Raw genomic sequence first — 19,589 nt, forward strand, 5'->3', positions numbered from 1 at the left:
CCTAGATGGCCAATCTGGCGAGCATGTCCCGCGCCTGCTCGGCGGTCTTCGGGTCGCACAGCACGTCGTAGCGGCCCGCCACCAACTGCATGGTGGAGGCGAAATCACGCTGGCCACGGGTGGCCGCATACGGGATGGACGCCGAGATGAGCCCGAAGATGATGCCGCCGACCAGGCCGACCACCAGCGGGCCGATCGCCCCGCCCGTGGTGAACATGCTCAGCAGCAGACCCAGGAACAGACCCAGCCAGGCGCCCGAAACCATGCCGCCGCCAATGACTTTGCCCCAGGTCAGGCGATACAGCACGCGCTCGACCTGCATCAGGTCGACGCCGACGATGGTCACGCCCTCCACCGGGAACTGGTTGTCGGCCAAGTAGTCGACCGACCGCTGCGCCTCCGCGTACGTCGGGTAGGAGCCGATCGGCCAGCCCGAAGGCGGCGTCGGCAGGGCGGGCTGCCGGCCCCGGCTCGCATTCCCCATGGGATTCGTCATGACTCCATCATGCTATTTCTGTCCGACAGCCGCTGGATCGAAACGCGTGGTACGCGCCATCCCGGCGGCCCTGCCTTTATCAGCGATCACCTGGGCCATCTTGGCGCTGGCCTCGTCGATCATCTCGTCACCGAGCATCACCGCGCCCCGCGCGCCGCCCTCGGCCGAGGTGTGGAAGGCGTACGCGTCGAGGATCTCCTCGGCCCGGTCGTAGTCGGCCTGGCGCGGGCTGAAGATCTCGTTGCACGCGGTGATCTGATCCGGGTGCAGCACCCACTTGCCGTCGAAACCCAGTGCGGCCGTGCGCGCGGCATTGCGGCGGAAGCCGTCGATATCGCGGACCGCCAGATAGGGGCCGTCGATGGCCTGCAGGCCGTGGGCGCGAGCGGCGAGCAGGATCGACATATAGATGTGGTGGTAGGCGTCGCCCGGCTTGTAGCCCTCGGGCTGCTCCCCCACCACCAGGGTGCGCATATTGATGGAGGCCATGAAGTCGGCGGGCCCGAACACCAGGGTCTGCACCCGCGGGCTCGCGGTGGCGATGGCGTCGATATTGCGCAGCCCCAGCGCGTTCTCGATCTGCGGTTCGATGCCGATCCGCCCGACCGGCAGGCCGTTGGCCTTCTCCAGCTGGGTCAACAGCAGATCCAGGGCCTGCACCTGACCGGCGTCGGTGACCTTGGGCAGCAGGATGGCGTCCAGTTCCGAGCCCGCGCCCTCGACCACCGCGATGACGTCGGCGAAGGTGTGCTCGGTGGTCCAGTCGTTGACCCGCACCACGCGGATCTGGGAGCCCCAGCCGCCGGCGTTGAGGGCCGCCACGATGTTCGCCCGCGCGGCCGCTTTCGCCGCCGGCGCGACCGCGTCCTCGAGGTCCAGGAACACCTCGTCGGCGCCCAGCCCCTTGGCCTTCTCGATCATGCGCGGGTTACTGCCGGGTACGGCCAGCACCGATCGGCGCGATGTCATGGGTCACTCCTTCTCGTGGCGTGGCATTTCAGACACGCTGGACCCACTAGCCTTATCAAACATGGCAGCGATGAAGGTTTTCGCCGCCCGGTTGGCGGGCTTGGTGGTACTGGGACCGGACGGCGAGTCTATCGGCCGCGTCCGGGACATCGTGATCTCGATACGTTATGACCGCCAGCAGCCCCGGGTGCTGGGGGTGCTCGTCGAACTGCCCACTCGGAAGCGGATTTTCGTGCCCATGCTGCGGGTGCAGGCGGTCGATCCCGGCGCGCTCACCCTCACCACCGGCACCATCAGTGTGCGCCGCTTCGAGCAACGGCCAGGCGAACTGCTGGCCATCGCGGAGATTCTCGACTCGACCGTCCGCGTCGCCGACCCGGAGCTGCCGCACCTGGCCGGCGCGGACGTGGTGGTGGTCGACCTGGGCATCGAGCAGAGCCGCACCCGCGACTGGGTGGTCTCCCGGGTCGCGGTGCGCGAACGCCGCCGCCTGAGCGTGGGTTTCGGCCGCCGCGGCGCGGTGCATGTGGTCGACTGGGCGATGGTGCGCGGCCTCACCCAGACCGAGCTGAACATGCCGGGCCAGGACGTCACCCAGCTGCTGGGACAGTTCGAGGGCATGCGACCGGCGGACGTCGCGCACATGCTGCGCGAGCTGCCGCTCAAACGCCGTATCGAGGTCGCCGCGGCCTTCGACGACGAGCGCCTCGCCGACGTGGTGCAGGAGCTGCCCGAGAACGACCAGGTCGAACTGCTCGAGCAGCTCGGCGTGGAACGCGCGGCCGACCTGCTCGAGGCCATGGACCCCGACGACGCGGCCGACCTGCTGGGCGAACTGCCCGCCGGCGAGGCGGAATCGCTGCTGGCGCTGATGGATCCGGAGGACTCCGAACCGGTGCGGCGACTGCTCGAGCACGCGCCCTACACCGCGGGCGGTCTGATGACCCCGGACGCGGTGGTGCTCACCGCCTCCACCACGGTGGCCGAGGCGCTGGCCCGCATCCGCGATCCCGAGCTGACTCCGGCGCTGGCCTCGATGGCGTTCGTGGTGCGCCCGCCCACCGCCACACCGACCGGCCGGTACCTGGGCTGCGTACACTTCCAGCAGCTGCTGCGCGAACCGCCCGCGAACCTGGTCGGCGGCATCGTCGACACCGATCTGGTCCAGCTCCGCCCCGATGCCCCGCTCACCGCCGTGACCCGCTACTTCGCCACCTACAACCTGGTGTGCGGACCGGTCGTGGACGCGGAGAATCATCTATTGGGAGCCGTCAGCGTCGATGACGTGCTCGACCACCTGCTGCCCGAGGACTGGCGCGAGCAGGACGAAGACACTCACGATGTGCACGGCTTGCCCGTGATCGAAGGGACGGGAGGCCGCGCATGAGCGAGCGATTCGAAAAGCTCAGCGCCCGCAGCCGATTGGAGACGCCGCTCGAGAACCGCTTCCGCGGCCTCGACTGGGACGCCGAGGCCTTCTCCCGCGGCAGCGAGAAGGTGGCCCGCTTCCTGGGCACCGGCCGTTACCTGGTGATCCAGACCGCGATCGTGGCGGTGTGGATCCTGCTCAATATCTTCGCCCTTCGGCTGCAATGGGACCCGTATCCGTTCATCCTGCTGAACCTCGCGTTCTCCACCCAGGCCGCCTACGCCGCGCCGCTCATCCTGCTGGCGCAGAACCGGCAGGACAACCGGGACCGGGTGTCGCTGGAGGAAGACCGGTCGCGAGCGGCCCAGACGAAAGCCGATACCGAGTTCCTCGCCCGGGAGCTGGCGGCACTGCGACTCGCCGTAGGTGAAGTCGCCACGCGCGACTACGTGCGCCGGGAGCTGGACGATATCAAGGAAGGCCTGGTCAGATTGGAGAAACTGGCCGTCGACGGGGAGATCGTCAAGGTTCGGAAAGCAAAAAAGAGTACCGACCGAAAGGCTCCCGAGGTCCCGATTTCGCCACAAGAAGATGGCGACTGACCACGGAAGTTGTACCGAACAAGCTGACTCATGGGTAACCTGGATCACGTTGTTCCGAGCGACCGACCCAGACACTGCCGCAGCATACGTGTCATCACCGGGCCCCGGCCGCACGACCGAGGGGATTGTGTGGTGGCGAAGAGAATTTCTGCTCCGGTGACAGCGTCGGCGTTGTTGATAGCGGGCCTGGTCACCGCCGGTTCTGCCACCAATACGACGGTCCACCCCGTGGCGCCACAGGCCGCGCCCGACGCGCTGCTCGCGGCCTCCGCCGCGACCAACGCGAGCCTCAACACCCCCGTCGACGGACCCTCCGACCGCCTCGTCGGACTGGTTCCGGCGGCTCCGGAGGCGCCCCGCAAACTCAGCGCAATGACCCCGCCCGCCGACGGCGTGCCGCTGTTCGGCGGCACCGTCCCGCTGCGCGACATCTCCCTGCCGGGTGGCGGTGGCCTGCTGGGCATCCCGGAGATCGTGCTGGCCGCCTACCGCAATGCCGAACTGGCGCTGCAGTCTTCGGACCCCAACTGCCATCTGCCGTGGTACCTGCTGGCCGGTATCGGCCGCATCGAGTCCAACCACGCCAACAACGGGCACACCGACGCCGCGGGCACCACGGTCACCCCGATCTACGGTCCGGCGCTGGACGGGACCCTGCCCGGCAACGAGATCATCAAGGCCGCCGACGGCAACTACGTGCGTGCGGTCGGGCCCATGCAGTTCCTGCCCAGCACCTGGTCGGCCTACGCCGCCAACGGAAAGGGCAGCGGCACACCCGATCCCAACAACGTCTTCGACGCCGCGCTGGCGGCCGGCAAGTACCTGTGCTCGGGCGGGCTGGATCTGGCCGACTCGCAGCAGCAGCTGCGCGCGGTGCTGCGGTACAACAATTCGGTGGCCTACGCGGCCAATGTGCTCAGCTGGGCCAACGCCTACCGGACCGGCGGCGCGCCGCAGTCGGTGAGCATCTCGCCGGATCTGGTGCCCAACACCTACGTTCCGGTCAACGGTCCGGATATCACGGTGGCCTCCACCACGATTCCGGCCACCCCGGCGCCCGAGGGCACCCAGCAGACCGTGGTCACCACCACGCCCGGGGCGAGCCAGGTGATGATCACCATCGCGGGCCTGCCGCCGATTCCGTGCGGCATCTTCTGCCCCGCGCCGGTGGTACCCGCCAATCCCTGTGAGCAGGTGGCGATTCCGGCCCCGCAGCCGGATCAGAAGCCCGCCGACCCGGCTGCCGATCCGGCCGCCGAGGATCCGGCCAAGCCGCAGGACGCCACGCCCGCCGACCAGAAGCTGGGCCCCGACGGCAAGCCGTTGCCCAAGGATCAGCCGATCATCACCACCTGCTCGGCGCCGGTGCAGCAGGCCGAGGCCAAGCCGCAGGACCAGCCGCAGCAGGGCGCCCAGCAACCGCAGGACCAGCAAACCGTCACGCCCTCCAAGACGCCGGAACCGCAGGCGGTGCCGCCGGCCGCGACCGTCCCGGACACCGTCGACACCACCACCCCGGCGCCGGGCATCACGCTGCCGTTCGGCATCACGATTCCGCTCCCGGCTCCGGCCCCCGCGCCGGTTCCGTAACGAATGTGTGTTTCGCGAGTTTCGGCGCGCCGCGCCGGAACTCGCGTCTGACAAGGCGATCCTTCAAATCCTGAGAGTTGATCACGAAGGTGTAACAAGAAGGTCTCGGATAAGGTAACGTGACCTACGTTGCATCTCCCCGGTATCAACCGATGGCAATGGAGGGTCACCACACAGTGGGTCGTCACCGTAAACCCCCGGTCCCCAGAGTTCGTCGTGGATCGGTCATCGCATTGACCGGGCTCGTGCCCGCTGGCCTCGCCACAGTTACCGGAGCGGGCGATGGTCACCTCACCGACAAGCTCGCGGCAACCGTCCAGCATCAGTTCGGCGGCGACGAGGATCAACTACCCCAGCCGGAAGCCGCACCCCCCGCGGCCGCTCCGGAACCCCTGCTGCACGAGGCCAAACAGGTTGCCCCCGTGGGCCCGCCGGAAGTGAAGTCCGTCGCCCTGCCCGAGGGCCGGGTGCCCTCCGCACGGCCCGCCGGACCGCTCGGCATGCCCGGCATCGCCCACGACGCCTACGAGAACGCCGAACGCGTACTCGCGGTGGAGAATCCGACCTGCAACATGCCGTGGAACCTGCTGGCCGGCATCGGCCGCGTCGAATCCACGCACGGCTTCGGCGGCAAGGTCGACGACGACGGCAACCCGCTGCAACCCATCTACGGACCGATCCTCGACGGAAGCCTCTACGGCAACAACGTCATCGCCACCTCCGAGGGCGGCGACCTGGACGGCCTGTCCGGCAGCTACCGCCGCGCCGTGGGACCCATGCAGTTCCTGCCCGAAACCTGGCGCAAGTACGCGGCCGACGGCAACGGCGACGGCATCGCCGATCCGCAGAACATCTACGACGCCACCCTCACCGCGGGCAAGTACCTGTGCTCCGGCGGCCTCGACATGCGCGACCCGGGCCAGCAGACGCGGGCCATCCTGCGCTACAACAACTCCATGGCCTACGTCGCGAACGTGATGGCGTGGGAGACCGCCTACGGTTCCGGCCTCGCGCCCTCGGCAGCCGCCCTCCCCCGCATCTGACCCGGCCGCGCCGGTGTCCAGCTCGAGTGCCCCGCATTGGAGCGCGAAACCGGCGCTCCTAGACTTGGCCCCATGCCAGTGGTTACGGAATCGGATGTGCGGGGCGCCCTCGCGAAGGTGAACGACCCGGAGATCCGGAAGCCGATCACCGAACTGGGCATGGTGAAGAGCGTCGATGTCGGCGTGGACGGCGCCGTCAAGGTCGTGATCTACCTGACGACCTCGGCCTGCCCGATGAAAACCGCCATCCAGGAACGGGTCACGAAGGCCGTCGCGGACGTGGCCGGCGTCGGCGCCATCACCGTCGACCTGGACGTCATGAACGACGAGCAGCGCACCGACCTGCGCCGCAAGCTGCGCGGCGACGCCGCCGAACCGGTCATCCCCTTCGCCCAGCCCGGTTCCCTCACCCGCGTGTACGCGGTCGCCTCCGGCAAGGGCGGCGTCGGAAAGTCCTCGGTCACCGTGAATCTCGCCGCCGCCATGGCCGCGAAGGGTCTCTCGGTGGGCGTGCTCGACGCCGACATCTACGGCCACAGCGTCCCGCGCATGCTGGGCACCGAGCAGCGGCCCACCCAGGTCGAGCGCATGATCATGCCGCCGATCGCGCACGAGGTGAAGGTCATCTCGATCTCCATGTTCACCGAGGGCAACACGCCCGTGGTGTGGCGCGGCCCGATGCTGCACCGCGCGCTGCAGCAGTTCCTCGCCGACGTCTTCTGGGGCGACCTCGACATCCTGCTGCTGGATCTGCCGCCGGGCACCGGCGACGTGGCCATCTCGCTGGCCCAGCTGATCCCGAACGCGGAGATCCTGGTCGTCACCACCCCGCAGCTGGCCGCCGCCGAGGTCGCCGAGCGCGCCGGCAGCATCGCCCTGCAGACCCGGCAGCGCATCGCCGGCGTCATCGAGAACATGTCCTGGCTGGATCTGCCCGACGGCTCCCGCATGGAGCTCTACGGCTCCGGCGGCGGCCAGACCGTGGCCGACAACCTGACCCGCACCATCGGCGCGAATGTGCCGCTGCTGGGCCAGATCCCGATCGAGCAGCAGCTCCGCGAGGCCGGCGACGAGGGCACCCCCATCGTGCTGCGCGCCCCCGAGAGCGCGTCGGGCAAGGCGCTGCTCGACATCGCCGACAAGCTGTCGGTGCGCCGCCGCGGCCTCGCGGGCATGTCGCTGTCCATCGACACCACTCGCCACCTCTAACGACCTTCCCTTAGGGGACAGGCGAATTCGACGGCCGGTTTCCGCCGGGGTATCGGCGGACGCCGGTTCGGGCTCCCCCTAAGCTCGGGGCATGCTCACGATGCTGCTGTACGTGCTGATCGTCGGATTGGTCGCCGCGTTGCTGTTCCTGGTGGCCAGCGCGATCTTCGGGCGGTCCGAGGAGCTCGGGCCGCTGCCGGAGGGCACGACGGTGACCGTGCTGCCGGTCGCCGGGATCAGCGGGACCGATGTGCGGGCGCTGCGCTTCCAGCAGGTGTTCCGGGGATACAAGGCGGGCGAGGTGGACTGGGCGCTGACCCGGCTCGCGGCCCGCATCGACGAACTCGAGGGACAACTCGCCCGGGCGGCGAACGGGGAGGCCGCGCCGGAAGAAGAGCCCGCGACCCCGCCCGCCGCCGGTATCCCGGGGACCCCGGAAACGGACGGGCAGGGCGGGCTGCCGCAGGTGCTCCCGGCCGAGTCCGGCGACGACCCCAGCGCCCCGTGACCGCGGGCATGGAGCCCGACGGCCGGATCCGGTGCGGATGGTCGGAGGGGTCGCAGCTGTACCGGGACTACCACGATCAGGAGTGGGGCCGCCCGCTGCACGGCGACGACGCGCTCTTCGAGCGGGTGTGCCTCGAGGCCTTCCAGTCGGGGCTGGCGTGGATCACGATCCTGCGGAAACGCCCGGCCTTCCGAACGGCTTTCGAGGGGTTCTCGATCGAGCGGGTGGCGGGGTTCGGCGCGGCCGACGTGGAACGCCTCCTGACCGACCCGGGCATTGTTCGCAATCGCGCCAAGATCGAGGCCAGCATCCACAATGCGCGGGTTGCCAGGGATCTCGATGAGAGCCTCGACACCCTGCTCTGGAGCTTTGCCCCGAGCCCTCGGAAACGGCCGCGGAAAATGTCCGATGTGCCCGCTGTGACCGCCGAATCCACCGCTCTCGCAAAAGAACTCAAGCGCCGCGGGTTCAAGTTCGTGGGACCCACGACGGCGTACGCACTCATGCAAGCGACAGGGATGGTAGACGATCACATCGCCGATTGCTGGGTGAATGTGAGGACTCGCTGAACGCCACGTCGGTCGGTTTTTGGAACTCAGGTACCCGCCCCGATCCGCGATAGGGAAGAATGGTCAAGGTGTAGCCCGCCACATACCGGCGGGCTGCCTGGTTGGTGACAACTGGAGTTCCATGAAAGTGCGCAGCAGACCGCGCAGATCTGGAGGGAGCAGAGGATGGCGGCCATGAAGCCCCGCACCGGGGACGGTCCCCTCGAGGCAACCAAAGAAGGGCGTGGAATCGTGATGCGGGTTCCACTCGAGGGTGGCGGGCGGCTGGTCGTCGAGCTCACGCCGGATGAAGCCGCAGCGCTGGGTGACGAACTCGTCAAAGTCACCAGCTGATCGCTGAGTTCGCCGGTGCCGGTGAGCCCCACCGGCTCGCCGGTACAACGGTGAACGATATTCGAGAACCCATGACAGTCGGCGCGGCCGAGCCGTCCCCCGCGGACCGGCTCCTGGCCTGCGCCGACCTGCTGGCCTGCCCACAGTGCGGCCAACCCCTCGCGGCCGTCGCCGACGACGCCACCGCCGCGTCCACCCGGACTTTGCGCTGCCCGCACGGCCACAGCTTCGACCTGGCCAAGCAGGGCTACGTCAGCCTCCTCACCGGCGCGTCCACCAAGATGACCGGCGACACCCCGGCCATGCTCGACGCCCGCGCCGCCTTCCAATCCGCCGGCCACTTCACCCCCATCGCCGCCGCCCTGGCAGCCGCGGTCGCGGCGGCCGTACCCGGCGTCGACACAGCTGTATTCGGAGCGGACTCGCCTCCGGCTGCCGATACGGGCGAGGCCCGACCCGGACCGCGCCGCAAAGATGGCCCCGCAGCCCCGGCAGGCGTCGGCAATCCACGCGTACCCGGCGCTGCCGTGCAAGGGGCGCGCCGCCGGTTCCACGCCGGACTCACCGCGCCCGGAATATCCGTTGCGGCAGCCTCCGCGGCACGACTCGCCACAACTCTCCTATCCAACGGCGTGGTCTCCCCATCCGGACCAGGCCAAGCCACTCACGCCGACTCGTCTGCCCCGGCGGTGCTCGAGATCGGTGCCGGGACCGGGTACTACCTGGCCGCGATGCTGGACGCCGTGCCCGGCCTGCGCGGGATCGCCCTCGACGTGTCCAAAGCGGCAGCGCGACGGGCGGCTCGGGCACATGCGCGGGCCGGGTCGGTGCTGGCTGACGCCTGGCGGGGGTTGCCGGTGCGGGATGGTGCGATGAGCGCGGTGGTGTCGGTGTTCGCGCCGCGCAACGCGGATGAAGTAGCCCGGGTGCTGAACGCGGACGGGCGATTCATCGTCGTGACCCCCACTTCGCGACATCTCGGTGAGCTGATCGAGCCACTCGGAATGGTGAGTGTGGATGCGGCCAAGGAGGATCGGCTGGCCGAATCGCTCGGGGGTCGGTTCGAGTTGGTGGGGCGGGAAGCCGTCGAGTACACGATGTCGCTCTCGCACGAGGATGTGGCGCGGGTGGTGGCCATGGGGCCGTCGGCGTTCCACGGGGACGCCGGGCGGGCAGAGGAGATTGCGGCGCTGCCGGATCCGGTTGCGGTGACCGCGTCGGTGACGGTCTCGGTGTATCTGCCGCTGTGATCCGCCGCGCGCTAGTCGCGTGGCGGGGTTCCCGGGCGGTTCGGGAGTAGGGCGAGGAGGTTGTGGACCAGGGGGCGGTCGTCGGCCTCGCGGGTTGCGGTGTAGATGGTGGTGGCGGCTTCGGTGCCGGTCAGGGGGATGATGCGGACCGAGTCGGGGGCGGTGAAGGTGGCGCTGCGCGGGGCGATGGTGATGCCGAGGCCGGCGGCGACCAGGTAGAGGATGATCGTCCAGTTGGTGGCTTCCTGGACCACGCGGGGGCGGTGGCCGGATTCCAGGAGGGGCGCGAGGTTCTTGTCGTAGGCGAGTCCGCCGGCGGCGCGCGGGAAGAAGACCAGGGGGTTGTCGGCGAGGTCGGCTCCGGTGAGGGCGGTGCGGCCCGCATCGGGGTGGTCGGCGGGGAGGACGGCCACGAACGGCTCGGTGATGAGCGGGGTGGTGACCGTGCCGGGCTGGATGTCGGGGTCGCGGACGATGGCCATGTCGAGGGTGCCGTTGGCGAGGCGTTCCATCAGATGGCTGGTGAAGCCTTCGGTCAGGTCGACCTGGACCAGCGGGAAGCGTTCGCGGAATTCGCGGACGCCGCGCAGCGGTTCGAGCGGCAGGACCGAGGGGACGAAGCCGAGGTGGAGGGTGCCCTGGCCACCCTGGCCGATGCGGGTGACCTCGGCGAGGTCGCGTTCGGCGTGGCCGAGCAGGGCAGCGGCGCGGTCGCGCAGCACCAGGCCGGCGGGGGTGAGCGCGACGGTGCGCGAAGTGCGGTCGAAAAGCCTTGCGCCGAGCAGGGTTTCGAGGCGCTGGATCTGCTGGGTGAGGGCGGGCTGGGCGATGTGCAGGCGGGCGGCGGCGCGCCCGAAGTGCAGTTCGTCGGCGACCGCCTGGAAATAGCGCAGGTGCCGCAGCTCCACCCCGGTGTTCATAAGCTGATCATATCGATCACAGCTATCAAGTATTGGACGTTATGGTTCGATGTCCGACATGCTTTCGGGGTGACTCAACAGACTGTCTCCGCCATCGTGGTCGCGCCGATGGCGGGGCCGGAGGACGCCCGCGCCTTCAAGGATCTGAATCTGGAGTGGATCGAGGCCTTCTTCGCGGTGGAGGCCGCCGACCTGGCGACCCTCGACGATCCGCAGGCCATTGTCGAGCACGGCGGCGAGGTGCTCATCGCCCGGCTGGACGGTGCGGCCATCGGCTGTGTCGCCCTGGTTCAGGAGGAGCCGGGCGTCTTCGAGCTGTCGAAAATGGCGGTGTCGCCGCGCTTCCGGGGCCGCGGCATCGGCCGCGTGGTGCTGACCGCGGCCATCGATCGGGTGCGGGCTCTGGGCGCGACGGAGTTCTTCCTGGCCAGCAACGCACGCCTGGCCAGCGCCGTGCACCTGTACGAGACGATGGGTTTCGTGCACGTCCCGCCCTCGGAACTGCCGCCGAGCCCTTATGACCGCGCCGACGTGTTCATGCGGTATCCGCTCTAACCTTTGCGCACCTGGTCGTAGATGTGCGCGGTGCGCGCCGCGATCCGGTTCCAGTCGAAGGCGTCGATAGCCCGGTTGCGTCCGGCCGCTCCCATGGCGGCGGCGGTGACCGGGTCGGCGGCGACGGTGTTCACAGCCCAGGCGAGGGCGCGCTCGTAGTCGCGCGGCGCGTTCTCGTCGTAATGGACCAGACGTCCGGTCTCCCCTTCCGCCACCACCTCGGGGATCCCGCCCACGTCGGAGGCCACCACCGCGGTCCCGCAGGCCATGGCCTCCAGGTTGACGATGCCCAGCGGCTCGTACACCGACGGGCACACGAAAACCGTTGCGGCGGCGAGCACCTGCCGCACCAGTTCGGTGGGCAGCATCTCCTTGATCCAGAACACGCCATCCCGGTCGTCGCGCAGCGCGCGGACCGCGGTCGCCACCTCGGCCTCCATGGCGGGTGTGTCGGCGGCCCCGGCCAGCAGCACGAGCTGGATGTCGGGATCGAGGTGGCGGGCCGCGGCCAGCAAGTGCGGCACGCCCTTCTGCCGGGTGATGCGCCCGACGAACGCGGCGATCGGCCGCTCCGGCGACACGCCGAGTTCGGTGAGCACGTCGCGGGACTCGAGGGCGGGCCCGCCCGGATGCCAGACGTCGGCGTCGATCCCGTTGTGCACCACATGAACTTTGTCCGGATCGATGTCCGGGTAGGCGTCGAGCACGTCCTCGCGCATGCCCGCACTAACCGCGATCACAGCGTCGGCGAAGGTCATGGCATTGTGTTCCGACCACGACGAGAGCCGGTAGCCGCCGCCGAGCTGCTCGGCCTTCCAGGGCCGCCGCGGTTCCAGTGAATGCGCGGTCAGTACGTGCGGAATCCCGTACAGCTGCCCGGCCAGATGCCCCGCCAGTCCGGTGTACCAGGTGTGCGAGTGCACCACGTCGGAGAAGGCCGCGGCGTCGGCCATCCGCAGCTGCGCCGACATCATCTGCACCGCGGAGTTGGCGGCAAAGAGCATCGGATCCGGTTGGTGCACCACGGCATCGGTGCGCGCGACCCCCATGCAGTGCACGGTCACATCGCACAGTTGCCGCAGCCTGGGCACCAGTTCGGTGACATGCACCCCCGCCCCGCCGTACACCTCGGGCGGGTATTCGCGGGTCATCATGGCCACTCGCAGTCCGCGAGCTCCGTCCGCGCGGTAACTCACCGGTCCAAAATAATCGGTCGCCGTCCCGCTAACCAATCGGCGGGGCCGGGAAGATCGCGACGAACACGGCACATGCTGGACATTCGGTGTTCGGACGCACCCGGTAGTTTCAGTGGTGTGAGGAGCCAGCCGCACGTATTAGGGATCGTGCTCGCCGGTGGCGAGGGAAAGCGACTCTTTCCGCTCACGAAGGACCGGGCCAAGCCCGCGGTGCCCTTCGGGGGCGCGTACCGGCTCATAGATTTCGTGTTGTCGAATCTGGTGAATGCCGGTTACCTGCGGATTTGTGTACTGACCCAGTACAAGTCGCATTCCCTGGACCGGCACATCTCACAGACCTGGCGGCTGTCGGGGTTCGGCGGGGAGTACATCACCCCGGTGCCGGCGCAGCAGCGGCTGGGCCCGCGCTGGTACACCGGCTCGGCGGACGCGATCATGCAGTCGCTGAACCTGATCTACGACGAGGACCCCGAGTACATCGTGGTGTTCGGTGCGGACCACGTGTACCGGATGGATCCCGAGCAGATGGTGCAGGCGCACATCGAGTCCGGTGCGGGCGTGACGGTGGCGGGCATCCGGGTGCCGCGCAGCGAGGCCGGCGCCTTCGGCTGTATCGATTCCGACGAATCCGGCCGCATCATCGGCTTTCTGGAGAAGCCGGTGCACCCGCCGGGCACCCCCGACGACCCGAACGTCACCTTCGCCTCCATGGGCAATTACGTGTTCACCACCAAGGTGCTGGTGGACGCGATCCGCGCCGACGCCGACGACAACGACTCCGATCACGACATGGGCGGCGACATCATCCCGTCCCTGGTGCGCGGCGGCGCGGCGGCGGTCTACGACTTCGCCACCAATGTGGTGCCCGGCGCGACCGACCGCAGCCGCGGCTACTGGCGTGACGTCGGCACCCTCGACGCCTTCTACGAGGCGCACATGGATCTGGTGTCGGTGGACCCGGTGTTCGACCTCTACAACAAGCACTGGCCGATCCGCGGCGCGGCCGAGAACCTGCCGCCCGCCAAGTTCGGTCGCGGCGGCCTGGCCCAGGAGTCGATCGTGGGCGCGGGCAGCATGCTGTCGGCGGCGACCGTCCGCAATTCGGTGCTGTTCTCGAATGTGCTGGTGGAGGATGGCGCGACGGTGGAGGGCAGCGTGATCATGCCGGGCGCCCGGATCGGCCGGGGCGCGGTGGTGCGGCACGCGATCCTGGACAAGAACGTGGTGGTGTCGGAGGGCGAGATCATCGGCGTCGACCTGGACCGCGATCGCGAGCGCTTCGCGGTGAGCAATGGCGGCGTGGTGACCGTGGGCAAGGGCGTCTGGGTCTGAGCGCGACACGGGATTTGGCTGGACAGTCGGTGGGGCTTGGCCCGAAAATCTCTGGATAGGGAGCGCCGCCGATGACCGGGCCGCGCGGGAGGGATCAGCATGGGCCGCCGGGCGCGTGTCATGACCGCAATCACCTGTCTCGCTTTGACCGCCGCGCTGGCCGGATGCGGCAAATCCGGGATCGCCGTTCCGGGTGAGCTGGATGTCCGCACCCTGGACACCGGCTCCTATCCGGTCAACCGCTACACCTACGACCGCAACAACGGCGGCAAGGGCGCGACGCTCGAGGGCATCCGGATGACCGCCGCCGTCGCCCCGTCGGACCGGATCGACCCCGCGTTGAACATCGGCCGCGGCGGCGCGGTGCTGGCCGACGTCGACGATGTGCTCAATGTCAGTCACCTGGCGTCCGCGGTGAAGAACGTGCTCGTCAACCGCGGCTTCCTGGCCGGTTTCGCGTCCAGCGGCTCCGATCGCGAGGACGTCGACGACAATCCGGATCCGAACGGCACCACCATCACCACCCGGGTGCTGCGCTTCCCGACCTCCGACGCCGCCAAGCTGGCGGCGCGCGAGCTCGAGGACGCCGACTTCAGCGTGGCATTGAACGCGAACCAGAAGCTCACCCTGCCCGACTATCCCGACGCGTACGCGCACTGGCGGCCGGGCGTGCCGACCATCGGAGTGGCCATGGCGCACAAGGATTTCGTGATCTCGCTGTTCATCCTGCGCCCCACCGCCGATGTGCAGGGGCTGCTGTCCTGGACGAAGAAGACCCTCGATGCGGAGGTCCCGGTGCTGGACGCGTTCCAGGCGACCCCGGCCGATCAGATCACGCAGCTGCCGGTCGATCCCGATCGCCTGCTTGCCCGCACCCTGGTGACCGACCGCGACCACCGCACCGTGGATCCGGACAAGTTCGCGGTCTTCCCGGCCAATTGGCTGGTGCTGCCGTCCGATGATCTGAAGTCCTGGACCAAGCTGGTGGCCGACACCGGCGCCGACGAGATGTCGGTCGCCGACGGCAGTTTCGTGATCCGGGTGCGGGACGCGGGCGCGGCCGGCGATCTGGTGACCGGCATGATCAGCAACCTGCAGGAGACCTCGGCGAGCGCCCCGGACAAGGTGCCCGACGCCAAATGCGTGCACCGTTCCTCGGACAAGAAGCCGAGCCGCTGCTACATCCGCTACAAGCAGTATGTGGGTGTCATGGACGGGGCCAATGATGCCGAGGCGCAGAAGAAGGCGGTCGCGCAGTACGCGCTGCTGGCCAACAGTCTGTAGCGATTCGGGCGGCGCGGAGTGGCTGTGCCGCTTCAGAATCGGATGACGTCGGCGTCGATCAGGCGCCAGGCGGCCGGGCGGTGCGCCCGGTCACCGCCGGGCTGCTCCGCGTCGGCGCGGTGACGGTATTCGGCTTCCGCTGCCGCGCAGTCGTTCTCGCATTCGACAGGCCGATCGGCGGCCGCGCTGCGCGAGACCGTGTGCCGGGTGCGGCTGGGCCCGCCGCGCGGCGTGCTGTCGTCGCGGAACCGGTAGTCGCGAAAACCGAACGGCTGCAGCAGTGCTCGCAGGAATTCGGCCCCGTCGCCGGGCAGCACGGTCCGGTTCTCGCCGAGGATGTCGACGCCCTGGTGGTACCAGACCCGCGCGACCAGTCCCTCGATCGGATCCACCGCCCGGAAGGTGGCGTGTCCGTCGGCGGCCAGCCGGAATTCGGCGATGCGCCGCCACTGCCCGGCCGCCCGGAGGTACAACCCGACCACGGCCGGTACCCGCTGCCCCATGGGAACCCCCACTCGTCGAACCATCCCTGTGGAGTATCCGGGAATGCCGCCCGGAAACCTCGACGCGACCGTTCAGTTCGGGAATCCGGGCACCGGTGCGCCGCTGCCGCAGAACGGCTGGCAGGTACCAGTCGTGGTGGGCACGTATCGCGACTTGCCGTCGTCGAATCGGGCGCCACTGATCAGCACCAGCACCAGTAGTGCCACGCACAGGATGCCGCCGAAGACGACCAGCGCCGGCCACAGCCATCCTTGCGGCAGGTGTACGCCGAGAGCCAGTCCCTCGAACATCTCCCCCACCTCCTCGCCATAAATCGTTCCCTTCTGGGGTACACCCCCGCCCGGGTCCGAATCCACCCCTGCGCACTGCCCCTGCGCCGCCATCGCTGCCCTCCCGCCACACCCGCACCGGCAGCTGATGATTCGCTGCCGGGCCGTCCCCGGGCCGGCGACGCGAACGGCCGCCCCGGATGTCCGGGGCGGCCGTTCGCGGGGCGGTCGCCGTCAGGCCGAACGCAGGTCCCGACGCCGGAATGCGATGAGCCCCACCGTGATCAAAGCCACGTCGACCAGCAGCAGCACGACGAGCGGCGTGGCGGTGAACGGTGCACCGGGCAGCTTCGGCGGGTGCTCGAAGGGGTTCAGGTCGCGGAACCATTGCGGCGCACCGGCCAGCGAGCCCAGCAGCAGCACCGCGATGGCGGCGGTGAGCACCCCCCAGGCGACGGCGCTCCAGCGCGGCAGCAGCCCGAACAGCGCCACGGTGACGGCCGTGAAGGTCCACACGGCGGGCACCTGCACCAGGGCGGCCGCCATGGTCTGCCCCAGCTTGCCGCCGACGTCGCCGGCGGCGCGCCCGTAGATCAGTCCGGCCAGCAGGCCCGACACCGACAACGCCAGCACCGGCCCGAACAGCCCGTACACCAGATGCGATGCCACCCAGCGGGTTCGCGACACGGCCGCAGTCAGCAGGGTCTCGGTGTGCGCGGTGCTCTCCTCGGCGTGCAGCCGCAGGGTCGCCGACACCGCGTACGCGGCCGCGCCGACCGCAACCATGGTGAACGCGAACCCGATCATGGCCTTCTCGAGCGAATCCGAGCCGCCCATCCGGCTGATCAGATCCTTGATCGCCTGACTGGTCCCCAGTTCGTCGCCGATGCCGTGTACGACGCTGCCGATCAGCAGGCCGTACAGCCCGAGCCCGGCGGTCCAGGCCAGCAGGGTGCCGCGCTGCAACCGCCACGCCAGTCCGAAGGGCCCGTTCAGGGTGTCCCCGGCGGTGGCCGCGCCCGGCCGTTCGGCGATCAGACCCGCGCCGATATCCCGGTGTGCCAGCAGGTAATACGCGACGACGGTCAGTACCAGCGTGGTGGCCAGGTGCAGCAGCAGGATCGCGAAGTGGTCGCCCGCGAACGGCCGCACCTGCAGCGACCAGCCCTGCGGAGACAGCCAGGTGAGCGGACTCGTCGGCCCGTTCCCGGCGCGCGCGTCGCCGATCGCCCGCAGCGTGTAGGTGAGGCCCAGCACCGCGAAGGCCAGCCCGCGCGCCACCCGGGCGCTGACCGACAGCTGCGCGGTGACGGCCGCGACCGAGGCGAAGACGACACCGCAGCCGGCCAGCGCCAGCCCGAACGCGAGCGATCCGCTCTTCGGCACCGAAGTGCCCGCGAGACTGACGAATCCGAGCAGCCCGGTGGCCAGGGCGGCACCGTAGGTCATGATCAGCACGGCGGTGAGTCCGGCGTAGCGGCCCACCCGGGTGGCGGCCAGCAGTTCGGTGCGGCCGGTCTCCTCGTCGGCGCGGGTGTGCCGGATGACGGTGAGGATGGTGGCGACGCCGATCAGCGTGTGGAACATCCCCGCTTTCCAGATGCCCACGGCCCCCAGGCTGGTGGCGTTGTAGACCGGCCCGTACATGGCGAGCTGGGCGGGGCTGGCGAGGATGCTGGCCGCGAGATGCGCGAGATCATCCGGTGTGCTGTACACCTTCTCGATGCTCTTGATGTACACGCTGCCCAGCGGCAGCGACAGCAGCAGTATCCACAGCGGCAGCACGATCCGGTCGCGTCGCAGATACAGCCGCAGCAGCTGCCCGGTGCCGGTGAAATCGGCTGCCCGCAAGGGTGATTCGAGTACGCGTGGCGCGGCGGCGGTCGCGGAGGTCATTTCGCCACCTTCTCGCGTTCGTCCGCGGGTGCGCCGCCGTCGAGCGAATAGTGGCGCAGGAACAGTTCTTCCAGCGTGGGCGGCTGACTGACCAGGCTGCGCACGCCCGCGTCGCCGAGCACCCGGATGAGCTCGCCGAGGTGTTCACTGTCCACCTGGCAGTGCAGGGTGTGGCCCTCGACGCTGATGTCCTCGACGCCGGGGATCCTGCCGAGATCGCCGGGGCTGCCGATCATTTCGGCCGTGATGGAGGTCCGCGACAGGTGCCGCATCTCGGCCAGGGTGCCGGTCTCCACCGTCTTGCCGGCCCGGATGATGGTCACCCGCTGACACAGCTTCTCCACCTCGGACAGGATGTGACTGGACAGCAGCACGGTGGTGCCGCGCGCTACCGCCTCGGCCACGCATTCGCCGAACACCTGCTCCATGAGCGGGTCCAGCCCGGAGGTCGGCTCGTCGAGCAGGAGCAGTCGCGCGTTCGACGAGAACGCCGACACCAGCGCCACTTTCTGCCGATTGCCCTTGGAGTAGGTGCGTGCCTTCTTGGTCGGATCCAGCTCGTACCGCTCGATGAGCTCGGCGCGGCGGGCCGCGTCGATGCCGCCGCGCATGCGGGCCAGCAGGTCGATGGTCTCGCCGCCGGACAGCGACGGCCACAGCGTGACATCGCCTGGCACGTAGGCGATGTCGCGGTGCAGCGCCACCGCGTCGGTCCACGGGTCGCGCCCGAGCACCCGGGCCTCGCCCGAGGTGCGGGACAGGATGCCGAGCAGCACCCGGATGGTGGTGGACTTTCCCGAGCCGTTCGGCCCGAGGAAGCCGTGCACTTCGCCCTCGGCGACCTCGAGGTCGAGGCCGTCCAGGGCGCGCACCTGCCCGAAGTTCTTGTGCAGATCCCGGACTTCGATCACCGGGTTGGCCGGATGGTTCATCGAATCTCCTTGCAGGAAAACGACGTTGACGGATTCATTGCGCGGTCTGCGCGGTCAGGGTGTCCAGTGCCGTGGAGTCGGCGAGCAGCCCGTTGGTGTAGAGCTCGAGCGCGGGCAGCATCATGCGATCGGCGTACTCGCGCAGGGCCTTGCGGAAGTCGACGGGTCCCGGGTGCTCGGTGGCGTAGAGCTGCAGGAACATCATCATGCCGCCGCCGTTGTTGGTGGCGACGTAACGCGCCGTGGCGGCGACGTCGCGCAGCGGTTTGATGCTGCCGCCCGCGATGCCGGCCCGCAGGTATTGCTCGGTGTCCTCGACCATGTGCTCGAAGAAGGTCTTCATCAGCGACCCGCCGGCCTGGAAGCTGCGCATCAGGTAGGCCATGCCGGGGGCGAATTCCTCGATCTCGGCGAGTTGCCGCATGAGTCCGCCGGGTGAGGGGTTCTCGATGTATTCCATCTTGGCGGTCCGCACGGTGTCGCGAACATGCTCGTCGCAGGCTTCGCGGAGTCCGTCCTTGGATCCGAAGTGGTGGATGACCAGGCCGGGAGATACCCCGGCCGCGGTGGCGATGGCCCGCACGCCGACCCCGAAACCTTGTTCGCCGAACACGGTGATCGCGGCGTCGCGAATCCGGGCCCGGGTGGTCAGATCATCGGTTGAACGCATGTTCAATAGATTAAACACTCGTTCAACGCGAGCGCAAGACCCTACCGAAAACCTCGGCGAGCAGGGATTTTCCTGGCGCGGAAAACTATCCGC

General features: G+C 69.1%; 21 protein-coding genes. 12 read left to right on the forward strand and 9 right to left on the reverse strand.

Annotation, left to right across the window (positions count from 1 at the left end):
- Position 1: 1 nt before the first annotated feature.
- Both ACYVKL_RS14620 and ACYVKL_RS14625 read right to left on the reverse strand, forming a co-directional pair.
- Positions 2-496 (reverse strand): YflT domain-containing protein, encoded by a 495-nt coding sequence (locus tag ACYVKL_RS14620; protein WP_213559650.1) that lies wholly within the window; start codon positions 494-496, stop codon positions 2-4.
- Between the two features lie 12 nt (positions 497-508).
- Complete coding sequence (locus ACYVKL_RS14625) at positions 509-1,465, reverse strand: HpcH/HpaI aldolase/citrate lyase family protein (RefSeq protein WP_379163407.1); 957 nt, start codon at positions 1,463-1,465, stop codon at positions 509-511.
- Positions 1,466-1,526: 61 nt separating this feature from the next.
- Here ACYVKL_RS14625 and ACYVKL_RS14630 point away from each other — a divergent pair, with 61 nt between their 5' ends.
- From ACYVKL_RS14630 to ACYVKL_RS14670, 9 genes are all read left to right on the forward strand, one after another.
- A complete protein-coding gene (locus ACYVKL_RS14630) occupies positions 1,527-2,852 on the forward strand; it encodes a magnesium transporter MgtE N-terminal domain-containing protein (protein WP_357191364.1) in 1,326 nt (441 codons plus the stop codon).
- The gene (locus ACYVKL_RS14635) at positions 2,849-3,436 is read left to right on the forward strand and encodes a DUF1003 domain-containing protein (protein ID WP_379163410.1); all 588 of its coding nucleotides are present in this window, start codon (positions 2,849-2,851) and stop codon (positions 3,434-3,436) included. Before ACYVKL_RS14630 ends, ACYVKL_RS14635 begins: the two co-directional genes overlap by 4 nt.
- Positions 3,437-3,568: 132 nt before the next feature.
- Positions 3,569-5,026 carry a lytic transglycosylase domain-containing protein gene (locus ACYVKL_RS14640; protein ID WP_379163413.1) on the forward strand — a complete coding sequence of 486 codons (1,458 nt, stop codon included), beginning with the start codon at positions 3,569-3,571 and terminating at the stop codon, positions 5,024-5,026.
- A gap of 176 nt (positions 5,027-5,202) precedes the next feature.
- Entirely contained in the window at positions 5,203-6,069 is an 867-nt protein-coding gene (locus tag ACYVKL_RS14645) for a lytic transglycosylase domain-containing protein (RefSeq protein ID WP_379163416.1), read from the forward strand.
- Positions 6,070-6,141: 72 nt separating this feature from the next.
- A complete protein-coding gene (locus ACYVKL_RS14650) occupies positions 6,142-7,278 on the forward strand; it encodes an Mrp/NBP35 family ATP-binding protein (RefSeq protein WP_379163419.1) in 1,137 nt (378 codons plus the stop codon).
- 91 nt (positions 7,279-7,369) lie between these two features.
- Positions 7,370-7,786, forward strand: a complete 417-nt coding sequence (locus ACYVKL_RS14655; protein ID WP_379163422.1) for a DivIVA domain-containing protein — start codon at positions 7,370-7,372, stop codon at positions 7,784-7,786.
- Positions 7,787-7,794: 8 nt separating this feature from the next.
- Entirely contained in the window at positions 7,795-8,355 is a 561-nt protein-coding gene (locus ACYVKL_RS14660) for a DNA-3-methyladenine glycosylase I (protein ID WP_379163425.1), read from the forward strand.
- A 165-nt stretch (positions 8,356-8,520) separates the two neighbouring features.
- Positions 8,521-8,688, forward strand: a complete 168-nt coding sequence (locus ACYVKL_RS14665; protein ID WP_083869218.1) for a DUF3117 domain-containing protein — start codon at positions 8,521-8,523, stop codon at positions 8,686-8,688.
- A 71-nt stretch (positions 8,689-8,759) separates the two neighbouring features.
- Entirely contained in the window at positions 8,760-9,938 is a 1,179-nt protein-coding gene (locus tag ACYVKL_RS14670; RefSeq protein ID WP_379163428.1) for a putative RNA methyltransferase, read from the forward strand.
- Positions 9,939-9,949: 11 nt separating this feature from the next.
- Here ACYVKL_RS14670 and ACYVKL_RS14675 read toward each other — a convergent pair whose 3' ends face one another.
- Positions 9,950-10,858, reverse strand: coding sequence for a LysR family transcriptional regulator (locus tag ACYVKL_RS14675; RefSeq protein ID WP_379163431.1), 909 nt, complete (start codon positions 10,856-10,858; stop codon positions 9,950-9,952).
- 69 nt (positions 10,859-10,927) lie between these two features.
- On the opposite strand from ACYVKL_RS14675, the gene ACYVKL_RS14680 reads away from it, so the two are divergent.
- Positions 10,928-11,413: a GNAT family N-acetyltransferase gene (locus tag ACYVKL_RS14680; protein ID WP_379163434.1), complete on the forward strand. Its 486-nt coding sequence runs from the start codon at positions 10,928-10,930 to the stop codon at positions 11,411-11,413.
- Here the strand turns inward: ACYVKL_RS14680 and glgA are convergent.
- Positions 11,410-12,579, reverse strand: coding sequence for a glycogen synthase (gene glgA / locus ACYVKL_RS14685; protein ID WP_379165736.1), 1,170 nt, complete (start codon positions 12,577-12,579; stop codon positions 11,410-11,412). The genes ACYVKL_RS14680 and glgA overlap by 4 nt on opposite strands.
- A gap of 147 nt (positions 12,580-12,726) precedes the next feature.
- Here glgA and glgC point away from each other — a divergent pair, with 147 nt between their 5' ends.
- Together glgC and ACYVKL_RS14695 are read left to right on the forward strand one after the other, a co-directional pair.
- Complete coding sequence (glgC, locus tag ACYVKL_RS14690) at positions 12,727-13,941, forward strand: glucose-1-phosphate adenylyltransferase (RefSeq protein WP_213559639.1); 1,215 nt, start codon at positions 12,727-12,729, stop codon at positions 13,939-13,941.
- Between the two features lie 120 nt (positions 13,942-14,061).
- Positions 14,062-15,225 (forward strand): DUF7373 family lipoprotein, encoded by a 1,164-nt coding sequence (locus ACYVKL_RS14695; protein WP_379163437.1) that lies wholly within the window; start codon positions 14,062-14,064, stop codon positions 15,223-15,225.
- Positions 15,226-15,257: 32 nt separating this feature from the next.
- Here ACYVKL_RS14695 and ACYVKL_RS14700 read toward each other — a convergent pair whose 3' ends face one another.
- The 5 genes from ACYVKL_RS14700 to ACYVKL_RS14720 all read right to left on the reverse strand — a co-directional run bounded on the left by ACYVKL_RS14700 (position 15,258) and on the right by ACYVKL_RS14720 (position 19,496).
- Positions 15,258-15,740, reverse strand: coding sequence for a hypothetical protein (locus ACYVKL_RS14700; RefSeq protein ID WP_379163440.1), 483 nt, complete (start codon positions 15,738-15,740; stop codon positions 15,258-15,260).
- Between the two features lie 60 nt (positions 15,741-15,800).
- Entirely contained in the window at positions 15,801-16,019 is a 219-nt protein-coding gene (locus ACYVKL_RS14705) for a hypothetical protein (protein ID WP_379163443.1), read from the reverse strand.
- 213 nt (positions 16,020-16,232) lie between these two features.
- The gene (locus ACYVKL_RS14710; RefSeq protein WP_379163446.1) at positions 16,233-17,894 is read right to left on the reverse strand and encodes an ABC transporter permease; all 1,662 of its coding nucleotides are present in this window, start codon (positions 17,892-17,894) and stop codon (positions 16,233-16,235) included.
- Positions 17,891-18,826 (reverse strand): ABC transporter ATP-binding protein, encoded by a 936-nt coding sequence (locus ACYVKL_RS14715; protein ID WP_379163449.1) that lies wholly within the window; start codon positions 18,824-18,826, stop codon positions 17,891-17,893. Before ACYVKL_RS14715 ends, ACYVKL_RS14710 begins: the two co-directional genes overlap by 4 nt.
- A gap of 34 nt (positions 18,827-18,860) precedes the next feature.
- Entirely contained in the window at positions 18,861-19,496 is a 636-nt protein-coding gene (locus ACYVKL_RS14720; RefSeq protein ID WP_213559633.1) for a TetR/AcrR family transcriptional regulator, read from the reverse strand.
- Positions 19,497-19,589: the final 93 nt, after the last annotated feature.

This window comes from Nocardia tengchongensis, assembly GCF_054781395.1.